Genomic DNA, 25,741 nt, shown 5'->3' on the forward strand with positions numbered 1-25,741 from the left:
AAGTTACATTTGCATCCGCATTTAAAAACAACGTTCATTACATATTGGAGAGGTGCCAGAGTGGTAATGGAGCAGATTGCTAATCTGTCAACGGGCAACCGTTGCCGGGGTTCGAATCCCCGTCTCTCCGCATTGCTAACAGTGTAGTATTACTACAATTGTTAACGGGGTGTAGCGTAGCCCGGTTATCGCGCCTGCTTTGGGAGCAGGAGGTCGCAGGTTCGAATCCTGCCACCCCGACAAAAAACCGGATGTACTGTTCGGTTTTTTTATTTTTTGTATTCTGGTCGCGTAGCTCAGTTGGATAGAGCATCTGCCTTCTAAGCAGACGGTCACAGGTTCGAATCCTGTCGCGATCACTACAAGCAAAAAATCCACACGGTTGTGTGGATTTTTTTGTTTTTAGAAAAAGTGAACCGGCAGATAAATTCACTGCCTACCTAATTCACTCATTTCATTGATTTTTTAAATTTCAGAAAATAATTACTGCAATATTTATTTTGGCTCAAGACTCATTACATAATCATAACTTTCGTCCAGGTATTTTGCTACAAGATCCAGATCCTTTAACATTTCTTCCGGGATCAAGACATAGCCACGCATTACAGCATTGTAAGATTTATATAAAGTTGTTTTAAACTCTTCAATATATTTTTTCTGAACTTCTTTAGAAAACCGAATGCCTATTTCTCCATCTTTGTTAAGGAGCGAAAACATATATCCATTAGCAGAAGTGTAAGGCATTGTCTTTCCTTTTCTCTTGAAACGGTCACATTTAGCAACCAATTGGTCGTATATTTTTAATTTTTCTTCCCACATAAATAATTTGTTTGTCCTATTTGCCGTCAACACAAATATATAGAATTAAAGCGATGCTTATGTTCTTTAAACTATTGTGTGAAACTACTTTTATGGTATATGTAGCCCTTGGATATTAAAATAGAACGCTAGTCCTCTATCTGTTGAATTACTTTTTTAGCATTCTCATTATCTGGGTTTAGTTCTAAAGACTTTTTATAAGCTTTTAGTCCTTCAGCTTTATTTCCTTTTTTTAATAAAAACTCTCCCAAACTATCATATAAGTTGGCATTGTCAGGAAACGCTTTTAGGGCCATCTGTATTAGTTTTATAGCTCCGGACAAATTATTATTTCCAGCATTTTTGTAAGCAAAGGCATTGATGTAATTAGCATTGAACAACTTATTGTTTGCATATTCCGGATTTATTTTATGTGCTTTTTCATAAATTTCAACGGCACTATCTGCTCCATTAACTTCTAAAGCAAAACCAAAATCTTCGTAATTTGGAAGTAGTACGTCTGATGCCTTCTTGAAATCGAATGTATAATCTCTTGATAGGTCAACAGACCATTTTTTTGTATTGTTCTTATTACGGTTATGTGCGTTTAGAAATTCTCCAACATGTTTTGCATTGGACAGGTAACCATTAATCAGATCGGAAGCGGTTTTGTCATCGATCCCTTTATTCAGCAAGTAATGGTTTAAAAGATAATAACTTGAAAATGCGGTATGCCTCATTTCATTATATTCAACGGTATAAGTATCTGCATATTTAACATCCTGAAAATAATTTTTCCTGTCAATTGGTGTGGCATTTTCACTTCTTTTTTTACCCACAGCCAGAAACAAAGGGATATAAACAAATTCACCTCCCGGATATGGAGAATCTTTCATTAACTCTATAGCATTATAGCTTAGGGTACCATCCAAACTCGTAATTGAATTAGTAACTTCTTTATTTCTTATTGAAAAAACCAACGCGGCAATTGATCCCCAACTTCTACCTATTAGGTTGATTTCTTTTACATTAGCAAACCCTAATGTATTTGCTTCAGCCATTAAAAATTCCATATCTCGTGTTTGAGATTCTACACCGGACCACATTGCATTCATAGTAGGATTTCTAAATCCTCTGGATTTTGATGATATAACTACATACCCGTTACTTGCCAAATATTCAAACAATAAAAAGTTTTCGTAAAAACCGGCTGATGACCCCGGTGCGTATATCACCAATGGAAATGTACCATTAGCCGGTCTTATATCAAGACTGGAAGATAGAGGGATGTTTAGTACTTCTTCTGCTTTTGTCTTGTTAATGTGCGATGCATTTAACAGCTCAGAAATAGCTACTGTTTCTAAAGAATCACTTTGTATTAATGCTTCTGACCTTGATGCAAACTCCAGATAATCTTTTAAATTTAATTTTTGTGCATTATCCTCTATTGATGGATACCAAACTCCAATTTGCATGGGTCTGGTATTTTTCCCGGAAGCTTTATTCAATTGGTAAATTCTACTATCATCAAAAGTTTCAATAAGTTTAAAACCTACATTGTAACTGCCTGCTTCAATTTTTTCAAATAGCTGCTCTATGTTCTGACTAAAACAAAATAGTGGTAGTGCCAGTAGGGAAAGGACTACCGGCATTTTTAAAGCTTTCATATGCTTATGTATTAAGGTTGGTTCAATTATTTTAAAAGGATTATAATATCATATTATCGAATGTATCTACTCATCAATGTATTCTTTCTATAAATGACGGTTTATTTTTGCATTTGTGACAATATCTAAAAAGGGAAGAGGTTTAAAAGATCAACTTTTATTACAGATAAGAAGCACTTTTTGATCATTTTCGATAGTAGTAAAGAACAAATAAGTATTGCCTCCATCCTTTATTTTCCAGTATTTGCGAAGCTTGGCAACAGATTCGGGGAAATTTCTAACAGTGATATTGGCTTTGTCAAAATTCAACGCCTTTCTGATCTCTTTTTTTGAATATGGGATGACATTTTCAATATGAAAACGCCTTCCAGGAAATTCTTGTAAAACTTCACTTGTATATAAATGTGAGTTCTTATGTAATTTATTCAAGTTATTTTTTTCTGAAAGTAAATTAAAAGCACCACTTTTCATAATAGCCGCATTGGGTTCATACAAAAATTGTTTTGGAGAATGGTAAGTCACTAAAGCATCATCATTCCAACTAAAATCAAACGTTTCCGGACTGTTTTTTGTGAAATTTATTGTCTTAACCTGAATAGAAGGATTACTATTCTTTTTAAGTATCCATATCAATTCTTTTACATCGTTTTCAACAGCTACAATATGTATTTCATTAACAAATTTTAATTCTTCTATTCCCAGCGAAATATCCAACATTGGGGAAGTTTTAAGTAATAATGTTTCACAGCGTTCGAGGAGGTATTCTAAATTTTCCGGAATATTGGGCTCACTATCCTTTAAATAGAAAATTTTGCCTTTGGTGTCGTGCCTTCTGGACGGATCTAGGTAGATATTGCTGTATTTCTTATTTTTTATAGCATCCAGCCCGTTTTTGGAAATACAAATTATATTATTAGCAGTAAGCATTCTAAAATTATGCGCAGCTATATTCGATACTGTTTCGCTGACCTCAAAGTGATGAACTGTTTTATGATTCTTTGAAAAATAATAGCTGTCCACGCCAAAACCACCGGTAAGGTCGGCTAAACTTTCTCCATAAATCAATGATGCTTTATATTTTGCTGTAACCTCAGACGAGGTTTGCTCCAAATTCAGTTTGGGAGGGTAGAAGACTCCGGAAAGCTTATACCAGGTTGGTAGTTTCTTTTCAATTTTTCTACGGCCTTCAATTTGTTGCAATAATTCTTTAACTGTGATTTCTTCAAATGGACTTCCTGCAAAAGCCAATTTCGGTATGTCTCCGGTATAGCTTCTTATAAACTCTTGTACTTCTTTATGTAAGATATTTTTATTCAATACTTAACTTATTGGTTATTGCATACAAAGCAATAGCTGTAGCCTGAACCACATTCATACTGCTATTTTTGCCATACATAGTGATATGAACCGTTTGATCTGTTTGCTGTAAAGTGGTGTCAGAGATACCATATCGCTCATTACCAATTACTAATGCAATCTTTTTTGATACAAAAACCTTAAGCATTTCTAAAGGGATACTGTCCTCAGTAATTTCTAAGGCCAGTACCTGATATTCATTTTCTTTTAGTTTTTGAATTTCTGAAATAATATCTTCACAAACACGGTAATTTACTTTTTTATGGGTCTCTCTGGAAGTACGTTGCAGCCGGGTAGAAGTAAAACTGATTTCTGCATTGTTAAAAATGATCTCTGAAACTCCAAAAGCATCGCATATTCTGAATAAAGCCCCTACATTAGCCGGGCTTTGTAATTGGTCGCAAATAACAGTAACAGGAAAACTTTTAGCAGAAAATGGAGTCGTAGTATGCGAATGTTGCTGTGCCATTAATTTTCAAATGCGTACTTCACAATATTTGCTCCCATACGTAGCGCCTTTAAACGAACTTCTGCCGGGTCATTGTGAATCTCAGGACTTTCCCATCCATCTCCCAGATCACTCTCATATGTGTATAGCAACACCAATCTGCCTTCATGTACAATACCAAATGCTTGCGGACGCGCTTTGTCATGTTCATGAATTTTTGGCAATCCGTTGGGAAAAGCATACTGATAACTAAAAATGGGATGGTTAGCAGGTAATTCTTTTAATTCTTTATCAGGAAAAATCTTAACCAATTCTTTTCGCAGATATTGGTCCATTCCATAATTATCATCAATATGTAAAAATCCACCACTTAGCATATAACTACGTAGGTTTTCAGCTTCTTCGGAAGTAAAGAAAACATTTCCATGTCCCGTCATGTGTACAAAAGGATAATCAAACAAATCTACACTACCCGGATCTACTGTTTGTGGTTTAGCATGGATTGTGGTATTGATTTGTTCATTACAAAAAGTGATTAGATTAGGAAGGGCAGTAGGGTTACTATACCAATCACCGCCACCGCCATATTGTAATACTGCAATTTCTTGTGCAGATAAGTTAGTAATAGAAAATAGTAATAATAAAAAAAATCCTTTTAATTGCATCATAGCAATCAAAAGTACAAAAACTTCGATTTAGAAATAAGAATAGTTCTTAGGAAATTTTTGCAAGAATGCCATCGCCCAGTACATCGGTGAATCTCATCCAGTCCTTCATTAAACCGAAAGAGGTTTTAGCACTATGCGCTATGGTTAATCTTTCAAGTGGAAGATGGTTATTGACCATTTTTTCTGTAACCAAATTTCCCATTACTTGATGAACAGAAGCAATTACAGGTAGGTTTAAAGTATGTTCAAATTTTCTTGCTGCGGGTGACATTATTGAAAATTTTATTGATTCGGGACTGGAAAACTAAGTATTAATTTTCATATAACCTACAAAAAAACAGTCTTTTTTTCGATTATATGTAATATTTATGCGATTAAACGCATTGTTTTATGTGCATATTTTAGTCAAATTTTTGAAAAATTGCCTCTTAAAAAGTTACATTTTTAGACTATTTATTGTTTCCGTAAGGTTATTTTATAACAGCGACTTAATTATTAAATTTTTGTAATGAAAACATTTATTTTCTATAGTTTACTTCCCATATTATTGCTTACCATACATGAGAAACCCCTTGTGAAACTTGAAGAAAGCAACTCTATAGCAACTGCTCCTCCCTTTGCGTTAGTACAATTATTCACATCTCAAGGATGTAGTAGCTGCCCTGGTGCGGATCTGTTACTGGATCAGATAAAAATGGATCATGCCTATGAAAATGTATTTGTATTGTCTTATCATGTAGATTATTGGGATAGATTGGGTTGGAAGGACCCTTTCAGCAGCCCCGATTTTACAGTTTTACAGCAAGCCTATGGCTTTAAGTTCAATACAAGAAGTGTTTGTTTATACTCCGCAGGCAATTGTAAACGGCCTATATCAATTTGTGGGTTCTAACGAAGGGAAAATGAATAAATACCTTTTAAAATCATTAAAAACCAAGGCAGAGAACACCATAACATTTTCAGAAATAGAGAAAAAAAATGACGCAATTTCCTTTAGTTATGTTGTAAATGGTAAGATTCAGGATAAAAGCTTGAAAGTTGCATTAGTAGTGGACTATCGCAAAACATATGTGAAACGTGGTGAAAATGGAGGCCGTACTCTTTTAAATAGCAATATAGTAGTTGAAGAAATTGAAGTTACCCTATCTAAAAAGGCCGGCAAAACCGAAATAGCAATACCATCCATTGTAACCGAAAATGATGCACTTAACTTGATAGCCTATATTCAAACAAATAATTTATCTATTACCGGTGCCGGGATGCTGGAACTATAAATTTAGCCTTCATTGATAAAAGCAATACTATGACAGGCTGCTATTGCCGCTGTTTCTGTTCTCAGGCGACTATTGCCCAAACTTACAGGAAGAAACCCGTTTTTTTTAGCTTTGTCAATCTCTTCTGAAGAAAAATCGCCCTCAGGTCCAATTAAGATCAAAACCGAACTTTTAGGTTGTGCAATTGATTTAAAAGATTGTTTGGGAGTGTTTTCACAATGCGCAATGCATTTATACTCTTCTGAACGGGCTTCCGAGGTTATAAATTCTTTAAATGAAACAGCGGGGTTTAATCTTGGAAGATATGCTTTCAAAGATTGTTTCATAGCACTTTGAATAATTTTCTGGTAGCGGGGAGCTTTTATTACCTTACGTTCGCTATGGTCACAAATTATGGGTGTAATTTCTGAAACACCTATTTCTGTGGCTTTCTCTAAGAACCACTCATAGCGTTCATTTAATTTAGTGGGAGCAACCGCCAAATGCAATTGATAGGGTAGCGGTACTTGTTTTTCGGCTTTAATAATAGCAGCAATACACCTTTTGGACTCAGTGCTAAGTAATTTTACTTCAAAGAAAAATCCATTACCATTTGTTAACTGTAATACATCACCTTCAATTTTACGTAGCACTTTAGCAATGTGGCGGCTTTCTTCTTTGTCGAAGATCACTTCTTTATCGTTTTCGGTAATATCAGGGTGATAGAATAATTGCATTTATGAATTGCTTTTTAGCTTGGCGTGTTCTATTCCCAATTCTATCCATTCCTGTAATTTTTCTTCGGTATCGAATCCTTTTTCAGAAACAAAAATAAACTCCTTCATGGGTTTTCCGGTAAAATCCATTGGCTTTACGTGTGGGGTCTTGAGTGCTTTATCCATTTTTTCTGAAACTACACGCACCATTAAACGCTCTTTTGTTTCACCCACGCACATTTTGCCTTTGTATAAAAAGCAAAAACCACCAAACATTCGTTTTTCAGTAATGTGATATGCCCACGGCTGAACAGCAGAACGGATACGGAGGACAATTTCTTCAGATTTGTTTTCCATTACAATTTTAATCTGGCTTTTGCTACTACATCGTTTTCAGCAAAAAGCTTGTTCTTATATTTTAATTCACCAACAATAGCAATCATTGCTGCATTGTCAGTACAAAATTCAAATTTTGGAATATGTGTTTTCCAGCCATATGTAGTTTCGGCTTCTGTCAAAGCCTTTCTAATTCCGCTATTTGCTGAAACTCCACCACCAATAGCAATTTCTTTGATCCCTGTCTGCTTTACAGCATTTCTCAACTTATCCATCAGATAATCTACAATCGTAAATTGTAAACTGGCACAAATGTCTTCTAAATTTTCGGAAATAAAATGAGGGTTTTTATTTACTTCTTTTTCTACAAAGTATAACACAGCAGTTTTCAGGCCACTAAAACTGAAATCCAAAGGTTTTACTTTTGGCTTTGTAAATTTAAAACGTTTCGGATCTCCTTTTTGTGCGTATCTATCTATCAAAGGGCCTCCGGGGTAACTAAGCCCTAATATTTTTCCTGCCTTATCGAAAGCTTCCCCTACAGCATCGTCTATAGTTTCGCCTATAACTTCCATTTCAAAATAGTTGGTCACATTTACAATTTGTGTATGGCCTCCGCTTATTGTTAATGCTAAAAATGGAAAATTAGGAGCTGTCTGTCCTTCGGCTTTGATAAAATGTGCCAAAATATGCGCTTGCATATGGTTTACATCTATCAACGGAATGTCTAAACCTACGGCTAAAGACTTTGAGAATGAGGTACCTACCAGTAAAGACCCCATCAATCCCGGACCACTTGTAAAAGCTATGGCACTTAACTGTTTTTTGTCGATATTTGCTTTGTGTATAGCCTGATGCACTACAGGGACGATGTTTTGTTGGTGCGCACGCGAAGCAAGTTCGGGAACAACACCGCCATATTCCTCGTGAATTTTTTGAGTGGCAACAACATTGGATAAGATAACTCCGTTATTTATCACAGCAGCAGCCGTGTCATCACAAGAAGATTCAATACCGAGGATATAACAATTTTTTTGTCTCAAAATAAAATCAGGCATATTTATTGGAGTCAAAATTAAAACTTTAAAAGCGTATCAAAAAATTAAGAAAAATAATACTTCGCACATTTGCAATTATTGTGTTGCTTTTGGTGCTTTTGATAATTATTTTGTCTATTCCTTCGGTACAATCTTATATTGCAAAAAAAGTAACAGATAGTCTTAATGAAACCTACGGAACCGATATTCATATTGATCGCCTGGGGCTTAACTGGAAAGGAGAAGTAGACATCAGGGAGGTCTATATAGCAGACCATCACAAAGACACACTTATCTATGCCAAAACACTAAATACAAACGTTCTTAGTTTCCCTAACCTAATTAGAGGAAATCTCGAATTTGGGCATATAGATCTAACATATGCAAAACTATATATTACTACTTATAAAGGAGAGGATAATGATAACCTTTCTATTTTTGCCGATAAATTTGATACCGGTAAAAAAAGTGAAGAGATATTTTCATTTTTTAATAATAATGTAAGCTTAACTAACAGTAGAGTTAAAATTACAGATTACAATATTGAAAGCCCTGAAATTTTTAATTTGAGCAACTTGAATCTTGCAGCAAAGAATTTTAGGATCACCGGCCCCGATATTGAAGCAGAGATCAATGAACTTTCAGTGATAGCCAAACGAGGTTTTATTATTAAGAACCTGGAAACGGATTTTACATATACCCCACAGGAAATGCAATTAAAGAATCTGATTCTTGAAAGTGAAAATTCAAAAATCAGAGGGGATATTATTTTACGTTATGGAGAAAAGGGAATGATCAATTTTGAAAATAATGTTACTATTGATGCCAATTTAAAAGATACTCAAGTTGCTACAAATGATCTTAATAGCTTTTATAATGAGTTTGGGCCTAACAAGACCATTTCTGTCGATGGAAATTTTGAGGGAACCTTAAACAATTTTGCGTTCACCAATACAAAGTTAGCAACAACAGATACACAAGTGTCCGGTAATTTTACGATTAAAAACATTTTAAAAGAGGGTGATAGTTATTCGATCAAAGCCCAAAATCATTCTATAAGAACCAATTATTATGAGCTACGCAGATTAATGCCACGTGTATTAGGAGATGTGGTGCCAAAAGAGCTAAAAGATATTGGCAGGTTTATATTTAATGGCAACACGACACTTACGGCAACGGAGTTATTTACAGATGGTACCATACGGACAGATATAGGGGACGCAGATGTTGACTTCAGTATGGGGAATATCAATAATTTTGAAAACGCTTTTTATAAAGGTAATGTGATTCTCAACCAACTTGATCTAAGTAAAATTGCCGGGACCACATCGCTAGGAGAAATAACCGGAAACCTCAATTTTGATGGTAGTGGCTTTACGCAACAAACAGTAAATACTAAAATTTCAGGTACTATCTCTTCATTGAATTTTGAAGGGTATGATTACCAGAAGATTAACGTTACAGGGAATCTGAAAAACCCATTATTTAATGGTGAACTCAGTATAGAAGACCCAAATCTTCAACTTGATTTTAAAGGATTGGTAGATGTATCCAAGGACTTCAACCAATATGATTTTGAAGCAGATGTTGAATTTGCGGAGCTCAATAAACTCAATCTAATGAAGAGGGATAGTGTATCTGTTTTTGCAGGAAAGGTGATTATGGATATGGACGGTACTACGGTAGATGATGCTAAAGGGACAATTACATTTAAAGAAACTTTTTATCAAAATGAAGATGATGATTTCTATTTTGATGATTTTAAAATTACTTCTTCTTTTGAAGGCGACCTGAGAACTATCGAGATTAATTCTCCAGATATTATTGACGGTAAGATCTCGGGAAACTTTTTAGTAGAGGACATCCCTGATCTTTTCCGAAATGGGGTAGGCAGTATATACGCCAACTATATTCCGCAGGAAGTAACGACCAATCAATATATAGATTACGAATTTGATATCTTCAATAAAATTGTTGAAGTATTTGTACCACAACTTCAGTTAGGAGAGAATACGCGGGTAAAGGGTTCGGTATCTTCAGATGAATCAAAATTTAAACTGGATTTTCGTTCCCCCGAAATATTAATCTTAGATAACTATTTGGGTAAAGTGAATATCCAGGTGGATAACGACAACCCTATTTATAATACATACATTACCGTAGATTCAGTATATACGGGGGTATATAACTTAACAGATGTAAACCTTATCAACAAGACCATTAACGATACGTTATACATCCGTTCTGAATTTAAGGGAGGAAAGAAAAAAGAAGATCTCTTTAACCTCTCGTTGTATCATACGATAAACCCTTTGGGGAAATCTGTCGTAGGAGTTAAAAAATCTGATATAACTTATAAGAACAATGTTTGGTATGTTAATAAGAACAACAATAATTTAAACAAAGTTGTTTTTGATGATAACTTTAAAAACATTCAAATCGATTCTTTAGTTTTCAGGCATAATAGAGAATTAATCAAACTTGCCGGATCCGTTAGAGATTCTACCTATAAGAATATCAAACTTCAGTTTACAGATGTAAATATTGGTAATATTGTTCCCGAAGTGGACAGCCTTCGATTAGAGGGAAATGTAAATGGAAAACTACATTTTGTACAGAAAAATAAATCGTATTACCCAAATTCAACAGTTACTGTTGATGGTGTTGTTGTTAATGATATCCCGTTTGGAAATCTGGATATTCAAATTAACGGAAATGAAGACCTTACAAAATATAACATCAACACTTCGCTAACCAAAGAAGGTGTAAAATCTATCAGTGCTGTAGGTGATATAGATGTCTCTACAAACAAACCACAAATACAAATGGATGTAGATATTAACGATTTTAATCTACAGGCTTTTAGTCCGTTTGGTGGTGACGTAATTACCAATATAAGGGGAGAGGCATCGGGGAATGTTCGTGTGGTTGGAAATTATAAATCACCAGATATTTTTGGAAAAATACAGCTCGAAAATAGTGGATTAAGAATTCCTTACCTCAATACCGATTTTAATTTGGACAGGTCTACAGAAGTTTTAGTCACTAAGAATAAGTTTGATATTGGTACTACCGAAATAACCGATACAAAATACGGATCTAAAGGAGTTCTTTCCGGAAATGCAACACATTCTAATTTTAATAACTGGGAACTGAATTTAAAAATAGATGCTCCTGAAAGATTATTAGTACTTGATACACCTCCGGACGAAGATGCATTATATTATGGAACAGCTTTTATTAGTGGTACAGCAGATATTCGCGGGCCTGTAGATGAATTGGTTATTGGTGTTGTAGCTACTACTGAGGAAGATACCAGTTTTAAAATACCTTTGAGCGATACTGAATCTATCGGAGATGACTCATTTATAAAATTTTTATCTCCCGCAGAAAAGGAAGCACGAATAAGTGGAGAAACTGTCGTCTCTCAGGAAGTCAAAGGACTTACTCTTAATTTTGAATTGGATATCAATGAAAAAGCCGAAGTGGAGGTGGTTGTAGATCAGGTAAATAATTCTACTCTAAAAGGGCGGGGAGCCGGAATATTACTAATAGAAATCAATACACTTGGAAAGTTTAGAATGTGGGGAGATTTCCTGGTAATTGAAGGAGAATATGATTTTAGATATGGTGGAATTATCCAAAAGAACATTGAAGTGGTTTCCGGAGGAAGTATTACCTGGGATGGAAGCCCGGAACGTGCTCGTTTAGATTTAAGTGCATTATATAAAACCGAAGCCAACCCATCAATTCTATTGGATAACCCGGCGATAAACCGAAAAATTCCCGTGAATGTCCTGGTCGACCTAACAGGAGAGTTAATACAACCCGACATTAATTTCAGAATTGAATTTCCACGTGTAAGTTCTATTGTTAGAAGCGAGTTGGAATACAAATTGCAAAATGAAGAACAGCGTGAAAGACAGGCACTATTCCTGGTTGCTTCGGGTTCTTTTGTAAATGATAATTATCAAGGTTCTAATGCTTTTACCGGAACTCTGGTTGAAAGAGTTTCGGGATTGGTAAACGAGCTATTTGCAGATCAGGACGGGAAGTTTAAAGTAGGACTTGACTATTCACAAGGATCGCGAACCCCCAACCAAGAAACGGCAGACCGCTTTGGGATCACACTATCCACACAAATCAATGAGCGTATTTTAATAAATGGTAAAGTTGGTGTTCCCGTTGGTGGAGTCAATGAATCTGCTGTTGCAGGTGATATCGAAGTACAGTGGTTGGTGAATGAGGATGGTAGCTTGCGTATCAATTTCTTTAACCGTCAGGCTGATGTTCAATTTATTGGAGAGGACCAAATTTTTGAACAAGGGGCAGGTGTGTCCTACTCGGTGGATTTTGATACATTCAGTGAATTAGTTAACAAGCTATTCAACAGAAAGATTACACTTGAGTCTGATGAAGAACCTTCGGAAACGCCAAATGATAATCCGCTACCGGTTGATTTTAATTCTGAAGGAACCAAAGAAAATAATGATTAAGGCTTTATAAAGAAGCGATCATTGAAATTTCTACGTTAACATATTTAGGTAAATTAGCAACTTCTACTGTTTCACGTGCAGGAGCGGTAGCTTCATCGAAATACCTCGCATAAACTTCGTTTATTATACTGAAATTTTCCATATCACTTATAAAAATGGAAGTCTTCAGTACATTTTCGAAGGTCATTCCGGCTTCCGTTAAAACAGCCTTCATGTTTTCCATTACAAGTTGGGTTTCGGCTTTAATGTCACCTATAGCCAGCTCGCCGGTCTTCGGGTCTATTGCTATCTGCCCCGAAGTAAATAACATATTTCCTTTTAAAATAGCCTGATTGTAAGGCCCTATTGGAGCAGGAGCATTTAGGGTATTGATTACTTTTTTCATACACTTTCTAAGAACTAAAGTTGTTTGTCTGATTCTCTTCGTTTGTCGTACTTGATATCACTTAGTACGGAAGATTTTATACCAATAAAGAAGTACCAGGCCGTATTAATACTGCCTATGGGTGTCCAGTTGAAGCTCATTTGCCAGCTTTCCAGGTCTCTCTGAAACCTAAACTGAGTTAATGTAACTCCTTTATTTTTAAAATCATACCCTGAAGATACACCTACTTTCCAGCGAGGTGATAATTCAAGATTTGAACTTATCATTAATGACTGGGATGATATTTCGTTTTGCCGTTGTCCATTGGAATAGGTCATTGTATACGCCAGCCTGAAATCCCATGGTATTTTATAATTATACCAAGTTATGTTCTTATCCTTTTCAGAATCTGAATCATCGTCATAAATGTTTCCATCATAAATATCTGTGGTGTCTCCAAACAAATCATCCTTTCTACCACCATTTCTAAAGGTTTCATTATTTGGGTCATCTTCATTTTTTCCTTCCAGATCACTACTGGAAAAGGAATAGTTAATACTTACATTGGCATTGGTCAATCTAAATAAACTTCCGCCGTTATCAATATTAAAAACATCTATTCGCTGGTTGTTACTATTAAGTGCGTAGGGATCTAATGACCCGCTGAAATTCATATCCAGTTTCTCTACTATTGGAATACTCCCTGTAAAGTTCACAGGACTCCATCGCAACGAATCTCCGGCAAGGTTGTACCCTGTAGAAAAATTTAAATTATTCAGTAAGGCAACCTTTTTAGGTTCGGTAAGCGTTGTGTCCTTGCTTTTAACTTTAGCTTCAATGGTATTACTTAAAGACATGCCAATATTGCTGGAATACGTCCTTCCCGGGGCTCCATATAAAGTATTTTCAAAACGGGAATAGGCTACTACGTCTGCTGCAACATCAGGATCTGCAGTTGGTACTTGGTATTCTTCATAATATTGGTCAAATCCCGGATTAATACTATAGCTTACGGAAGGACGGAGAACATGTCGGATCGCCTGAATTTTTTTATCTTTTCCAAAATTGAACAAACCATACAAAGTAGTCCCTAAGCTGGTAGAAAAATTATAAGTTAAATACCTGTCGAATCCTGAAATAGTATCTTCAACAACTCCGCCAACACCATCATTCAGAGTAGCATCATAAGAGCGGTTAATTGTTTTAAGAACCCAGGTCTCGTTTAAACTTGTACTCGCAGAAGCACTCAAGTAATTAAGTATTTTAAAATTAGTACTAATAGGAATACTATGTCTCGCCCCCGTTTGGGCATTTTCAAACATTTCAGACTTAAAGAAAAGAGAATCGACCGTACTAAAACGATTTTCCGCAGTTACATCATATTGAAAATTTATATTCTGTAAGATCCCTTTTTTGGTTCCTATTTTGGGTGCAAACGGAAAGATACGGGATACATTGGCATTCACATTAGGTAATGACATATTGATCTCTTCGGTATTGGTGTTCTGTGAATGTGTACCCGCAATTGTCAGGTTAACCTGTGGCTCTCCATCAAATGTTTTGGAATATGAGACAGAGGAACTCAAAGTATTGACCAAAGCACTTGCATTGTTAGTTTGGTTAATAGATTCTTGAAAGTATCTGCTGCTTCCCAGATTTACCGAAGCAGAAAACCGGGATGAAGGATTAGATTTAGCATCCTGATTATGGCTCCACCGGATATTGTATACCGAGCTTTCACTGAAGTCTGGAAATCCTCTTTCACTATTAATCAGATTCTCATAACGAACACTTACATTTCCCCTGAATTTATACCGTACTACATATGAAGATTCCCCTCTAAGCCCATAACTGCCATTTGTATAATAATCACCCAGAACCGTTAAATCCAGATAATCATTGATTGCAAAATAATAACCTCCATTTTGAAAGAAGAATCCACGATTGTTATTCTCTCCAATAGTAGGAATAATAAATCCGGAAGTCCGGTCTTCGGTAAGGGGGAAGTAAGCAAATGGAAGCCCAACCGGTGTAGGAACATCAGCTATGTACATATTAGTCAATCCGGTGACTATCTTTTTTTTAGGGACGAATTTTGCTTTACGGGTATAAAAGTAATATTCGGGGTCATCAATATTCTTTGAAGTTGTAAACTTTACATTTCGAAGAAAGTATACAGAGTCATTTTCTTTTTTAGTTTCCTGGGCTAAAACATGAAAACCGTTTTGCTCGGTACGCGTATTGTAAACAATAGCCTTTTTGGTTTTGGTATTAAAACGAAGTGAGTCTGGCTCTGCTTTATTGCCTCCCTGGACGAAAACCGGTCGTTGTGAGTATACCCCGGCACTGTCAATTCCTTTGGCAGTTACTTCATTTTTGCTGTAATCTAAAATAATAAGCCCGGCATCTATACGCATATCACCATAAACTATATACGCTTTATTGTACATATAGACCTTATTATTTTTCCTGTCTAAGTAGACATAATCTTCACCATAATAATCAACAATACCATCTAAAAATTCTTTTTTAGGCTTTATGGTATCTGTCTTTACAGTATCGGCAATAGCTTCGTTAAGTTCTGTTATAATAGGCTTTACTGAAACTGAGATTGTGTCATTTTCATTTTCAGAAGGAATATTAACATCATTCTTAGGAGGAATATCTTGCGAATACATTGCAGTGCTGCAAAAAAGCAGAAAAAAAAGAAAAACCTGAATAAATTGCCTCTGTGTTTGCAATGCTACGATACTATTATTTTGTAGTTTTGGCCTAGTTTTTGAAAGCTCAAAATTAAGCATATTTTTTGGGCTGTGTTTTTTAAAATCGAATTTTTAAAATATCAACTTTCATCACACGTTACTAACTATATGAAAACGAACCCTCTTAGCATATTCGTACTTGCGCTTGGATTATTCATTTCATCGTCTTTTACATTGCACAATAACAGTACCACAAAACCATTTGTAGTGGTTTTGGATGCGGGACATGGCGGGAAGGATCCAGGTAACCGGGGTAATGGTTATAAAGAAGCAGATATTGCACTTAGTATAGTACTTGAAATAGGCAAAGAACTGGAAAAGCTACCCGATATAAAAGTGATCTACACTCGTAAAACAGATGTTTTTATAGACCTCTGGGAACGCGCTTCTATTGCAAATAAGGCAGATGCAAACCTTTTTGTTTCGGTGCATTGTGATGCTTTTACCAACAATGCCTACGGAGCTGGTACTTTTGTTTTAGGATTGCACGCTAACAAGCGTAATATGGAGGTTGCAAAAAAAGAAAATGAAGTAATTTTCCTTGAAGAGAATTACGAAGAAAGGTACTCGGGCTACGACCCAAATTCCCCGGAATCATTTATTGGGTTAACCTTGATGCAGGAAGAATATCTGGACCAAAGTATAATGCTGGCAAGCTTGATACAAAGTAATTTTACGAATAAACTAAAACGAAAAGACAGAAGTGTTAAACAAGCGGGATTCATTGTTTTGCACCAAAGCTATATGCCAAGTGTACTTGTGGAAACAGGGTTTTTAACAAATAAAAAAGAAGGAGCATATCTAAACTCAAAAAAAGGACAAAAGGAAATGGCAAAAGCTATTGCTGAGGCTATAAAATCATATAAAGACAATATTCAGTTGGCTACACTTGATAGTCAAAACCCTGTAATAACGCAGGAAGAGATTGACAATGCCATTGAAGCAACGGAAGAAAAAATCTATAAAGGCATTACATTTAAAGTGCAATTAGCTGCAAGTAGCAAAAAACTGGATACAAAACCCTATAACTTCAAGGGGTTGAAACAAATTAGCAGAAGAAAAGAAGACGGTTTCTACAAATACTATTATGGCGAGACCTCAGATTATAATGAAATTCATTTAATGAAAAAGTTCGCCCGGGAAAAAGGCTATTCTACCTGCTATATCGTTGCCTTCAAAGAAGGTAAAAAGGTTAAACTTTCGGAAGTCTTAAAATCCGAAGACAAATAGCCGGTTTTTCTATATTTATTTTTAAATTTGTTTGAAACATAAATAAGACCTTTTGAGATTATCTAGAGAAGTAAAAACCGGAATATTAGCCATTGGTGCCATTCTATTATTTATTTTTGGTTACAGCTTTTTAAAGGGTACAAATCTTCTGGAAGACCACCGTACATTTTATGTAAAATACCAAAACGTTGAAGGACTTGCAAAATCAGCACCTGTAACTATTAATGGCCTCCCCGTGGGGAAGGTTCAAAATATAAGTTTTGCAAACAAAACCGGGGGACTTGTTGTGGAATTTACAGTAGAAGAAGACTTCGATTTTTCAAAAAATAGTTTAGTAAGAATTTATAGTAGTGGTTTGATAGGAGGGAAGTCGTTAGGAATATTTCCAACCTATGACCCATCAAATATTGCAAAAGCCGGAGACACGTTAAAAGGCGAAATTGAAAAAGGAATGCTAGATGCAGTTAGTGACCGTTTAGGACCACTTGAAGAAAAAGTGAACAACACTTTGGCTGGATTGGATACTTTATTTTTAGGTATTAATGATGTGTTGGATGAACAAACCAGGAATAATTTAAAAATTACAATTGCCAATTTAAGTGAAACAGCAGTAGCATTTAAAGGTGCTTCAAGAAATATTAATGCACTTTTGGAGGAGAATAAAGAAAAGTTAAGTAGCACACTTACAAATTTTGACACTGTTTCTAAAAATTTTGCAAGCTTGTCTGATTCGCTTGCTCAAATTGAAACCGGGAAAATGGTTAGAGAAATGGAAGATGTAATATCCCGGTTAGATGCAATTGTGGCAAAAATTGACAACGGAGAGGGCAGTATAGGCAAACTTTTAAAGGATGAAAAGCTATACGACAATTTGGAAGGCGCTTCTTTACAGCTGGAAAAACTCCTGGAAGACATGAAGCTAAACCCTAAACGCTATGTACATTTTTCGCTCTTTGGAAAGCGGCCAAAAGAATATAGTGACCCCAAAGAATCCAACAAATAATATATGGAGTACATTCCTAATATACTATTTCTCATAGCACTAATACTAGGTATTGGTTACTTTACAAGGAACATTCGTAAAGTAATTCGCAATATTAAATTAGGGTTGGAAGTAGATGCTTCAGACCATAAGAAAGAACGTTGGGGGAATGTGTTTCGAATTGCTTTAGGGCAATCGAAAATGGCGGTACGCCCTGTTTCAGGTCTTTTACACCTCTTTGTTTATATAGGATTCATTGTTATAAATATTGAAGTCCTCGAAATTATTATCGACGGAGTGTTTGGTACACACCGAATTTTTGCAAGTTTAGGAGTATTTTATGACTACCTTATTGCTTCTTTTGAAATATTAGCACTTTTAGTACTATTAGGAGTTATCCTTTTCTGGACGCGTAGAAATATTCAGAAAATAAAACGCTTTTGGTCAAGAGAGATGAAAGGCTGGCCTAAGAACGATGCCAACTACATTCTATATTTTGAAATGGTACTAATGGCACTGTTTCTAACAATGAATGCTTCAGACCTTCAGTTACAACGTCTAGGAGCAGCCCATTATGCAGAAGCAGGAATTTTTCCGGTGAGCCAATATATTGTTCCTTTAATTGAAGGGCTTTCAGAAAGTACATTAATACTTATAGAAAGAACAGCATGGTGGCTCCATATTTTAGGAATATTGGTCTTTTTAAATTACCTGTACTTTTCAAAGCATTTGCACATCATTTTAGCATTTCCTAATGTATACTTCGGAAAAATAGTACCCAAAGGAAAATTCAAAAACTTAGAGTCTGTTACCAATGAAGTAAAACTGATGATGGATCCAAATGCAGACCCGTTTGCAGCTCCGGCTGAAGGAGCTTCAGCTCCTGCAAAGTTTGGTGCCAGTGATGTGATGGACCTTAGTCGTATCCAGTTACTGAATGCCTATACGTGTACCGAATGTGGTCGGTGTACCAGTGAATGCCCTGCCAACCAAACAGGTAAGAAACTGTCTCCTCGTAAAATTATGATGGATACACGTGACCGTCTACAGGAAGTAAGTAAAAATATAGATGCGAATGGCGAATTTAAGCCAGATGGTAAACAGCTTTTAGATGATTATATTTTACGTGAAGAATTATGGGCGTGTACTACCTGCAATGCTTGTGTAGAAGCTTGCCCTGTAAGTATCGATCCACTTTCCATCATTATGGACATGCGACAATATCTGGTCATGGAACAATCTGCCGCCCCTACAGAACTGAATGTAGCAATGACAAATATCGAAAACAACGGAGCCCCTTGGCCCTATAACCAAATGGATAGACTAAACTGGAAAAACGAAGAATAAATGAAGAAGGAAGAAATAGAAAAAATGTTACGCGATAAAAAGGACGGAGATGCAAAAGTAAGTCCCGTTTTACCTGATGGAGTAAAAAACTATCTTATAGATATTGACGGCACTGTAGGGGAAGATATTCCTAATGAAGAACCCGAACGTATGCTTACAGCAGAAGTATACCCGGATGCATTGGTAACGGTAAATAAATGGTACGATGAAGGGCACATTATTTGTTTTTTTACTTCACGCACCGAAACACATAGAGAATATACAGAGATCTGGCTGAAAAAACACGGATTTAAATACCATTCACTTTTAATGGGAAAACCCAGAGGAGGCAATTATCATTGGATCGATAATCACATTGTAAAAGCTACTCAATATAAAGGTAAGTTTACAGACCTGGTAGAAAAAGAAGTAACTATAGAGGTTTTTAAAGAATAAATATCACCATGAGTGAAACAATAAAAGTACCTACAATGGCCGAGTATATGGCACAAGGCAAACAACCTGAAGTTTTGTTTTGGGTGGGATGTGCCGGAAGTTTTGACGATCGTGCCAAGAAGATCACCAAGGCCTTTGTAAAATTACTCAACAATGCAAATGTAGATTTTGCTGTTCTGGGAACCGAGGAAAGCTGTACAGGAGATCCGGCAAAGCGTGCAGGAAATGAGTTTTTGTTTCAGATGCAGGCGATGGGAAATATTGAAGTACTTAATGGATATGAAATAAAAAAAATTGTAACTGCTTGTCCCCATTGTTTCAATACCATTAAAAATGAATATCCCGAATTGGGCGGAACCTATGAAGTCATGCATCACACGCAGTTTTTAAAATCTCTGTTGAATGAAGGCAGGTTGAAAGTAGAAGGAGGAAAATTTAAAGGAAAACGAATTACATTTCATGACCCTTGCTACTTAGGTAGAGCGAATGACGAATATGAAGCTCCGCGTGAACTGCTTCAGAAACTGGAAGTGGAATTAGTAGAAATGAAGCGTTGTAAATCTAGAGGATTGTGCTGTGGTGCGGGTGGTGCACAAATGTTTAAAGATGCTGAGCCGGGAAATAAAGAGGTCAATACAGAACGAACCGAAGAAGCAATCGAAACAAAACCCAATATCATAGCAGCTGCCTGCCCGTTTTGCAATACTATGATGACAGACGGGGTAAAAGGAAAAGAAAAAGAAGGAGACATACAAGTGATGGATGTAGCCGAAATGATCGCAAATGCAGAAGAAATATAATTATGTTGACAGATTTTAAAAATCTTCCAGATAACTCAAGAGTTTGGATATATCAGGCCAATCGAAAACTAACTGATGATGAAGTGGCTACAATCAATGAAAAGGCCCAACTCTTTTTAGAACAATGGACCGCTCATGGTACAGATCTCGAAGCAGGTTTTGAAATAAAATACAATCGTTTTATTGTCATAGGGCTGAATCAGGAAAATGCTTCAGCTTCCGGATGTAGTATTGACGCATCCGTACATTTTATTCAGTCGTTAGAAAAAGAAATGGATGTTGATTTACTTGATAAAATGAATGTGACATTCTATTCGGGAAAATATATTGCCTATAAACCTTTGGCAGAATTCAGAAAAATGGCAAAAGCTCGTTCTGTGTCTGCAAACACAGTGGTTTTCAATAATTTAATAAATAGTAAAGCAGAATATATTGAAAACTGGGAGGTGCCTGCAAAAGATAGTTGGCACAGCAGATTTTTAGCATAGTTTTTGTATCTTTCCGTATATGAAAAAACTGATTGCGACCTCACTATTAGCATTCGTATTTTTGCCTGTACTTTCACAGCAAATAAATCCACTAATCGTAAAAGATGACCTGTCAAACCAACAAATATGGGTAGATAGCATCTATGGTAATATGTCGCTTCAGGAAAAAGTAGGACAGTTATTCATGGCAGCTACTTTCTCAAGCGACCCCAAATCGAAAACCGATGAAATTAAAGACCTGATCAATAATCAATACATTGGCGGAGTTATTTTTTCAAAAGGGGGACCACAACGGCAGGCCAAACTTAACAATGAATTTCAGGAGCTTTCTAAAATACCATTGTTAATTGGAATGGATGCAGAATGGGGCCTTGCCATGCGGCTGGATTCAACCTATGCATACCCATGGAATATGACACTTGGTGCAATTAAAGACAATAGTATTGTTGAAGAAGTAGGAAAACGAATAGGGGAGCATGCTAAACGTCTTGGAGTACATATTAATTTTGCTCCTGTGGTTGATATTAATACCAATCCTAAAAACCCAATTATTGGAAATAGGTCCTTTGGTGAAGATAAAGATAACGTTACAGAAAAGTCATTAGCATTTATGAAAGGGATGCAACAAGCAGGAACCCTGGCCAATGCCAAACATTTTCCCGGACATGGAGATACAGATACAGATTCGCATAAGACCTTACCCACTATAAACTTTTCAAAAGAGCGAATAGACAGTGTAGAACTATATCCTTATCGAAGGCTCATCAATGATGGACTAAGTAGTGTGATGGTAGCTCACTTAAATGTACCTTCTTTAGAAACAAGAACAAACTACCCTTCATCCATTTCAAAAACAATTGTGACTGATATTCTTAAAGGGCAATTGGGGTTTAATGGATTAATTTTTACGGATGCTTTGAATATGAAGGGAGCTGCCGATTTTAAGTTACCGGGTGAAATTGATCTTGCAGCATTTTTGGCTGGAAATGATATATTACTTATATCAGATGACATTCCCAAAGCACATCAATTATTAGTAAATGCCTATAGAGAGAAAGTTATTACAGAGGAGCGTCTGGCGCATTCTGTTAAAAAGATTCTTTATGCAAAATACAAAGTGGGTCTGCATGATTACAAACCTGTTGTTACAGATTCACTGGTTGAAGACCTGAATTCGGTTGTAGACAATGTGTTATATGAAAAGGCCATGGAGCAGGCGCTCACAATACTTAAGAATGATGAAGATATCCTCCCTATAAAAGACCTTCAGAAAAAGAAAATTGCTTATGTAAATTTTGGAGACGGAGATGGAAAAGCTTTTTTGGATCAGCTAAGAAAATACACAAAGATTGATTGGGTAAAGGCAAGTAATTTAGATAGTTATGTAAAAAAACTTAAAAAATACGATTACACAATTATTGGATTTCATAAATCAAATGCCAACCCTTGGAAAGATTATAAATTTACCGAAAAAGAATTGGTCTGGATATATGAAATTGCCAGAACCAATAAAGTGATCTTAGATGTATTTGCAAGACCCTACACATTGTTGGATCTGCGAAGTTCTACGAACTTTGAAGGAATACTGCTATCGTACCAGAACAGTAAAGTTTCTCAGGAGCTATCTGCTCAACTCATTTTTGGTGCACGTGAGGCAAGCGGAAGGCTACCTGTATCGTTAGGAGAAGATTTCCCTGTAAATACTTCAATAGAAACTACACCACTTCGTCGATTACAATACGGAACACCCGAAAGTGTTGGTGTGAATAGTATAATACTAAACAAAAAGGTAGATTCCTTAGCCCGAATAGGAATATATGGAGGGATGACCCCCGGCATGCAAATATTGATTGCCCGTAGCGGAAAAGTGATCTACAATAAGAATTTTGGTTATCATACACAGGATAGAAAGAATAAGGTAAAAAATGATGACCTCTATGATGTAGCCTCCCTGACAAAGATATTGGCAACATTACCGGTAGTGATGGAACTTGTTGACAGGGGCGTGATTTCTATGGATTCTAAACTTTCGGAAATGCTGCCGGAATATAAAAATTCTAATAAGGCAGACATTACGCTTAAGAACATGCTTTCTCATTATGCACGCCTTAGAGCCTGGATTCCTTTCTATATAAAAACCTTAGATACCATAACGAACCGTCCTGATACTAAATACTATGCGAAAGCTGCTTCAAAGGAGTTTAGTATTAAAGTAGCAGATGAGATGTACCTGAGGGAGGATTATAAGGACAGTATTTTTGAAGAAATTAAGGATAGTGACCTGCGTAAAAAACTTAGCTATAAATACAGTGATCTACCTTACTATATTCTAAAAAAATATTTAGAGGACTTCTATGGAACTCCTTTGGAAAGGATCGTAGAACGCAGTTTATATGGCTCATTGGGAGCAAATTATACTACCTATCTACCACTTGAAAAGTTTTCAAAAGATGATATTGTTCCTACCGAAGATGATACTTATTTCCGAATGCAGAAAGTTCATGGATATGTTCACGACCAAGGAGCTGCAATGTTAGGTGGTGTAAGTGGCCACGCCGGATTGTTTAGTAATGCAAATGATATTGCCAAGATCATGCAATTGTACCTCTGGAAAGGATTTTATGGTGGGAAGCGTTATTTTAAACCGGAAACATTGGATATATTTAATACCTGTTATTATTGCGAGGATGATGTACGAAGAGGCGTTGGCTTTGACAAACCACAGCTGGGAGACGTAGGACCTACTTGCGGTTGTGTGTCTATGACAAGTTTTGGACACAGTGGATTTACAGGAACATTTACCTGGGCAGATCCCGAAGAAGATATAGTCTATGTTTTTCTGTCAAACCGAACCTACCCAAATGCCGATAACCGTAAGCTTATAGGTAGTAATTTACGTAGCAATATTCAGGAAGTGATTTACGAAGCGATTGACAATAAAAATATTGATTTATGAAGATAGCTATAGTTTGTTATCCAACCTTTGGAGGTAGTGGCGTTGTTGCGACCGAGTTGGGTATTGCCTTAGCCAATAGAGGCCACGAAGTACATTTTATTACCTATAAACAACCTGTTAGACTGGAACTTATATCACATAATGTTCATTTTCATGAAGTTTCAGTTCCGGATTATCCTTTATTTCATTACCAGCCTTATGAATTGGCGCTGTCAAGTAAATTGGTGGATATGGTAAAATTGTATAAAATAGATCTGTTGCATGTACATTATGCCATTCCCCATGCTTATGCAGGGTATATGGCAAAAAAAATGCTTGCTGAAGAAAATATATACATTCCTATGGTAACTACACTACATGGTACCGATATCACTTTAGTAGGGAATCATCCGTTTTATAAGCCGGCAGTTACTTTTAGTATCAACCAAAGTGAAGTTGTAACTTCCGTTTCAGAAAGTTTAAAGGAAGATACACTTAGATTGTTCGATATAAAAAAAGAAATAAATGTCGTTCCCAATTTTATTGATGTAGCAAAGCATAACAATACATATACCGAGTGTCAACGTGACCTGATGGCTGAAAAACATGAACGAATCATCACCCACATAAGTAACCTGAGGCCCGTAAAACGTGTTGTGGATGTGATCGAGATATTTGACCGTATTCAGGAAAATATACCTTCAAAATTAATTATTGTTGGAGAAGGCCCGGAAAAAGAACGTTGTGAGGCATTATGCTTAAAGAAAGGAATAGAAAACAAGGTATTATTTTTGGGTAATAGCAGTGAGATAGATAAAATTCTCTGCTTTACCGACCTTTTCTTGCTGCCTTCTGAAAAAGAAAGCTTTGGATTAGCGGCATTAGAGGCTATGGCGAGTGGAGTTCCTGTAATATCAAGCAATACAGGAGGATTATCTGAAGTGAATGTGCAAGGAATAAGTGGGTACTTAAGTGATGCAGGTGATGTGGAAGATATGGCAAAAAATGCATTATTGATACTAAAAGATAACGAAACACTCTTAAGATTTAAACATCAGGCGAAAGAAGCCTCTAAAAAATTTGATACTAAAAATATTGTTCCTTTATATGAAGAAGTGTATGAAAAAGCTACCAACAAAGTTTTATAGCTCAGCTATATTTTTAATACTAATAACCATTACTCTCGGAAGCTGTAAAAACACTTCCGCAGTTCAGGAGAATTCTATGAAAAATACAATTGATTTTGAAATAGTGCTGGAAAATTCGCAGGGTAATTTTAGTACAGAAAAAAAAATAATAATTAAAGATCAAGAACAGTTGCAATATATTTTTGATAAGGTAAACAGTACCCGGGAACCAGGTTTCCCGGTACCTGAGATAGATTTTTCGAAATACCAGGTGGGTTTTGCTACCATGGGAGAGTTATCCTCAGGAGGATATACAATTTCAGTGAATAGTATTGAGAAAACGGCAGAAAATATTATAATTCATCTGGCAAGTACATCACCTAAACCCGGTGATAATGTAACAACAGTGATGACATCCCCCTTTGTTCTTTTTAAGTTTGAAAAAAGGGCTCTTCCGGTCATCTTTAAATAGTCATTGATATAACTATTTTTTATG

At 36.0% G+C, this 25,741-nt stretch carries 23 protein-coding genes and 3 tRNA genes; 15 read left to right on the forward strand and 11 right to left on the reverse strand.

Annotated features, from left to right (window positions below; translation table 11 throughout):
- Positions 1 to 46: 46 nt before the first annotated feature.
- From ACY2RT_RS00435 to ACY2RT_RS00445, 3 genes are all read left to right on the forward strand, one after another.
- Positions 47 to 130: transfer RNA gene (locus ACY2RT_RS00435), tRNA-Ser, on the forward strand.
- A gap of 35 nt (positions 131 to 165) precedes the next feature.
- Positions 166 to 240, forward strand: a tRNA-Pro gene (locus tag ACY2RT_RS00440).
- A gap of 45 nt (positions 241 to 285) precedes the next feature.
- Positions 286 to 359: transfer RNA gene (locus ACY2RT_RS00445), tRNA-Arg, on the forward strand.
- Between the two features lie 136 nt (positions 360 to 495).
- Here the strand turns inward: ACY2RT_RS00445 and ACY2RT_RS00450 are convergent.
- The 6 genes from ACY2RT_RS00450 to ACY2RT_RS00475 form a co-directional block, all read right to left on the reverse strand.
- On the reverse strand, positions 496 to 819 hold the full coding sequence (locus ACY2RT_RS00450; protein ID WP_490153895.1) for a hypothetical protein: 324 nt from the start codon (positions 817 to 819) through the stop codon (positions 496 to 498).
- Positions 820 to 947: 128 nt separating this feature from the next.
- A complete protein-coding gene (locus tag ACY2RT_RS00455; protein WP_490153896.1) occupies positions 948 to 2,465 on the reverse strand; it encodes a tetratricopeptide repeat protein in 1,518 nt (505 codons plus the stop codon).
- A gap of 150 nt (positions 2,466 to 2,615) precedes the next feature.
- Positions 2,616 to 3,782 carry a THUMP-like domain-containing protein gene (locus ACY2RT_RS00460; protein ID WP_490153897.1) on the reverse strand — a complete coding sequence of 389 codons (1,167 nt, stop codon included), beginning with the start codon at positions 3,780 to 3,782 and terminating at the stop codon, positions 2,616 to 2,618.
- Positions 3,775 to 4,290: a TrmH family RNA methyltransferase gene (locus ACY2RT_RS00465; RefSeq protein WP_490153898.1), complete on the reverse strand. Its 516-nt coding sequence runs from the start codon at positions 4,288 to 4,290 to the stop codon at positions 3,775 to 3,777. The genes ACY2RT_RS00460 and ACY2RT_RS00465 overlap by 8 nt, the downstream gene beginning before the upstream one ends.
- Positions 4,290 to 4,934 (reverse strand): DUF4159 domain-containing protein, encoded by a 645-nt coding sequence (locus tag ACY2RT_RS00470; RefSeq protein WP_490154916.1) that lies wholly within the window; start codon positions 4,932 to 4,934, stop codon positions 4,290 to 4,292. Before ACY2RT_RS00470 ends, ACY2RT_RS00465 begins: the two co-directional genes overlap by 1 nt.
- Positions 4,935 to 4,983: 49 nt before the next feature.
- Positions 4,984 to 5,208 (reverse strand): hypothetical protein, encoded by a 225-nt coding sequence (locus ACY2RT_RS00475; protein ID WP_490153899.1) that lies wholly within the window; start codon positions 5,206 to 5,208, stop codon positions 4,984 to 4,986.
- A 237-nt stretch (positions 5,209 to 5,445) separates the two neighbouring features.
- Here ACY2RT_RS00475 and ACY2RT_RS00480 point away from each other — a divergent pair, with 237 nt between their 5' ends.
- A complete protein-coding gene (locus ACY2RT_RS00480; RefSeq protein WP_490153900.1) occupies positions 5,446 to 5,829 on the forward strand; it encodes a DUF1223 domain-containing protein in 384 nt (127 codons plus the stop codon).
- Entirely contained in the window at positions 5,747 to 6,211 is a 465-nt protein-coding gene (locus ACY2RT_RS00485; protein WP_490153901.1) for a DUF1223 domain-containing protein, read from the forward strand. Before ACY2RT_RS00480 ends, ACY2RT_RS00485 begins: the two co-directional genes overlap by 83 nt.
- A 2-nt stretch (positions 6,212 to 6,213) precedes the next feature.
- Here ACY2RT_RS00485 and ACY2RT_RS00490 read toward each other — a convergent pair whose 3' ends face one another.
- From ACY2RT_RS00490 to tsaD, 3 genes are read right to left on the reverse strand one after another with little or no spacing between them, the layout of a single operon-like run.
- Positions 6,214 to 6,927, reverse strand: coding sequence for a 16S rRNA (uracil(1498)-N(3))-methyltransferase (locus tag ACY2RT_RS00490; protein ID WP_490153902.1), 714 nt, complete (start codon positions 6,925 to 6,927; stop codon positions 6,214 to 6,216).
- Positions 6,928 to 7,263, reverse strand: coding sequence for a TfoX/Sxy family protein (locus ACY2RT_RS00495; RefSeq protein WP_490153903.1), 336 nt, complete (start codon positions 7,261 to 7,263; stop codon positions 6,928 to 6,930).
- The gene (tsaD, locus tag ACY2RT_RS00500; protein WP_490153904.1) at positions 7,263 to 8,300 is read right to left on the reverse strand and encodes a tRNA (adenosine(37)-N6)-threonylcarbamoyltransferase complex transferase subunit TsaD; all 1,038 of its coding nucleotides are present in this window, start codon (positions 8,298 to 8,300) and stop codon (positions 7,263 to 7,265) included. Before tsaD ends, ACY2RT_RS00495 begins: the two co-directional genes overlap by 1 nt.
- 92 nt (positions 8,301 to 8,392) lie before the next feature.
- Here tsaD and ACY2RT_RS00505 point away from each other — a divergent pair, with 92 nt between their 5' ends.
- Positions 8,393 to 12,775, forward strand: coding sequence for a translocation/assembly module TamB domain-containing protein (locus ACY2RT_RS00505; RefSeq protein WP_490153905.1), 4,383 nt, complete (start codon positions 8,393 to 8,395; stop codon positions 12,773 to 12,775).
- A 4-nt stretch (positions 12,776 to 12,779) separates the two neighbouring features.
- Here ACY2RT_RS00505 and ACY2RT_RS00510 read toward each other — a convergent pair whose 3' ends face one another.
- Positions 12,780 to 13,160: a RidA family protein gene (locus ACY2RT_RS00510; protein ID WP_490153906.1), complete on the reverse strand. Its 381-nt coding sequence runs from the start codon at positions 13,158 to 13,160 to the stop codon at positions 12,780 to 12,782.
- Positions 13,161 to 13,174: 14 nt separating this feature from the next.
- Positions 13,175 to 15,817, reverse strand: a complete 2,643-nt coding sequence (locus ACY2RT_RS00515; RefSeq protein ID WP_490153907.1) for a putative LPS assembly protein LptD — start codon at positions 15,815 to 15,817, stop codon at positions 13,175 to 13,177.
- Between the two features lie 192 nt (positions 15,818 to 16,009).
- On the opposite strand from ACY2RT_RS00515, the gene ACY2RT_RS00520 reads away from it, so the two are divergent.
- The 9 genes from ACY2RT_RS00520 to ACY2RT_RS00560 all read left to right on the forward strand — a co-directional run bounded on the left by ACY2RT_RS00520 (position 16,010) and on the right by ACY2RT_RS00560 (position 25,717).
- On the forward strand, positions 16,010 to 17,131 hold the full coding sequence (locus tag ACY2RT_RS00520; RefSeq protein ID WP_490153908.1) for an N-acetylmuramoyl-L-alanine amidase family protein: 1,122 nt from the start codon (positions 16,010 to 16,012) through the stop codon (positions 17,129 to 17,131).
- A gap of 52 nt (positions 17,132 to 17,183) precedes the next feature.
- On the forward strand, positions 17,184 to 18,134 hold the full coding sequence (locus ACY2RT_RS00525) for an MlaD family protein (RefSeq protein WP_490153909.1): 951 nt from the start codon (positions 17,184 to 17,186) through the stop codon (positions 18,132 to 18,134).
- 3 nt (positions 18,135 to 18,137) lie between these two features.
- Positions 18,138 to 19,460, forward strand: coding sequence for a 4Fe-4S dicluster domain-containing protein (locus ACY2RT_RS00530; protein ID WP_490153910.1), 1,323 nt, complete (start codon positions 18,138 to 18,140; stop codon positions 19,458 to 19,460).
- Positions 19,461 to 19,895 (forward strand): LNS2 domain-containing protein, encoded by a 435-nt coding sequence (locus ACY2RT_RS00535; protein ID WP_490153911.1) that lies wholly within the window; start codon positions 19,461 to 19,463, stop codon positions 19,893 to 19,895.
- Positions 19,896 to 19,903: 8 nt separating this feature from the next.
- A complete protein-coding gene (locus ACY2RT_RS00540; RefSeq protein ID WP_490153912.1) occupies positions 19,904 to 20,695 on the forward strand; it encodes a (Fe-S)-binding protein in 792 nt (263 codons plus the stop codon).
- A gap of 2 nt (positions 20,696 to 20,697) precedes the next feature.
- Entirely contained in the window at positions 20,698 to 21,183 is a 486-nt protein-coding gene (locus ACY2RT_RS00545; protein ID WP_490153913.1) for an ABC transporter ATPase, read from the forward strand.
- A gap of 19 nt (positions 21,184 to 21,202) precedes the next feature.
- Positions 21,203 to 24,139, forward strand: coding sequence for a serine hydrolase domain-containing protein (locus tag ACY2RT_RS00550; RefSeq protein WP_490153914.1), 2,937 nt, complete (start codon positions 21,203 to 21,205; stop codon positions 24,137 to 24,139).
- Positions 24,136 to 25,266, forward strand: coding sequence for an N-acetyl-alpha-D-glucosaminyl L-malate synthase BshA (bshA, locus tag ACY2RT_RS00555; RefSeq protein WP_490153915.1), 1,131 nt, complete (start codon positions 24,136 to 24,138; stop codon positions 25,264 to 25,266). The genes ACY2RT_RS00550 and bshA overlap by 4 nt, the downstream gene beginning before the upstream one ends.
- Positions 25,267 to 25,342: 76 nt before the next feature.
- Entirely contained in the window at positions 25,343 to 25,717 is a 375-nt protein-coding gene (locus tag ACY2RT_RS00560; RefSeq protein ID WP_490153916.1) for a protease complex subunit PrcB family protein, read from the forward strand.
- Positions 25,718 to 25,741: the final 24 nt, after the last annotated feature.

This window comes from Ulvibacter sp. 2210JD10-4 (assembly GCF_058148525.1).